General features: G+C 36.0%; 2 protein-coding genes. Both read right to left on the bottom strand.

The window, feature by feature from the left end; translation table 11 throughout:
* Positions 1-553: retention module-containing protein (locus I3255_RS14395; protein ID WP_238039435.1), on the bottom strand; the 553-nt coding region annotated here is incomplete at its 3' end.
* Between the two features lie 207 nt (positions 554-760).
* The coding region (locus I3255_RS14390; RefSeq protein ID WP_238039434.1) for an MFS transporter at positions 761-1329 on the bottom strand (569 nt) is incomplete at its 5' end.

Here is a 1329-nt window from a genome sequence, read left to right as displayed (position 1 = left end):
CTTTTCTTTCTTGATTATCAGTTGGCTTATAAGCAGTATCATGCCCAGCCTCTGCCAACATTTGATCGTTGTCATAATCGATATATACAGAACCAGGAGCCGAACTGCTCAGCTCATTACCAGCAGCAGGCTTAGGTTGTGCTAACGTTGGATCCTGACCATCCTCAATCATTCTATGGATAGTATCTAAGGTTACGTTATTTGAAATTTGATGATCAACACTATGAGATTGCTTCACTAACAGAGAAGAAGCTAAATCATCATCTGGTTGAGATTGATTGATATAATTTTGATGTACTGTTGCAGTATACTGTTGATTGAGTAAATTTTTCAAATCCTCAACAGTCATGTTATCTGCACTATTATCAAATGTTACAGTTTGATTATGAACAAGAGCGTCAAAAGAAGCATCATTTTGTAAAATAACTTTATCGCCCTTATTAAGGTGACTACCTGCATATAATTGAACTAAGTTTCCTTTATTATCAATTGTATATACAGAACCTTGTACAGATTCGACTACTAAATCATCTCTTAAATCAATTATATTCATACAGACCCCTTTTATATGCATGGAGAATTTATCACACAATAAAACAGGGTCAATATATATCTAATAAGCATGTATGGATAATGTCATTTTTTTGACTTTATTGGAATTATCTCCTGATAGTAAACATTAATTCTCGAAATTACGTAAAATCAAACATTATTTTATAAATTTAACTCAATATAAAACATACCATTAAGGCATTGAAAATTATTGTTTCTCAACATCTATCGCTAAGGACTGAGACTTCAACAATATAATTGCAGACAAGAAAGCCCCTAAAGCAAAAATCCCCATCACAACATAAGTCGCATTAAAACTTTGTGCGAGTAACTGAGGTTCAAGGCTTGCTAGTCCATCAGCTTTATTAATTACAATATCTTTTGGTAGCTGGAAATGAAATACAGCTGAACACACTGCAACACCGATAGCCCCACCTAACTCTCGACCAAAGTTAAACAAAGACATACCGATACCACGATCCTTTGGCGGCAATACATTTTGTACTACTACGCTAAGAGCTGGCAGAGTAAATCCTAGGCCAAGACCAGCAAAAGCTAATGCAACACGGAGCCATAACCCAAAGTGTAATTGCCATAACGCTAGCGAAGCCATCAAGAAACCAAGTACAACAAAGATCTTATAATTTCCCCAGCGAGCAATCAGCTTACCGCCAATAAATGCTCCTGTTGTAATGCTGAACATAAAGACCATCATAAATAGGCCACTTTCCGATGCTGTCATCCCTTTTTGCCACTGCAATTGAAGAGGTAAATACA

Origin of the sequence: Psychrobacter sp. Ps6, assembly GCF_022129235.1 — a bacterium.
GTDB lineage: Bacteria > Pseudomonadota > Gammaproteobacteria > Pseudomonadales > Moraxellaceae > Psychrobacter.
This window is presented reverse-complemented; position numbering and strand designations above follow the sequence as displayed.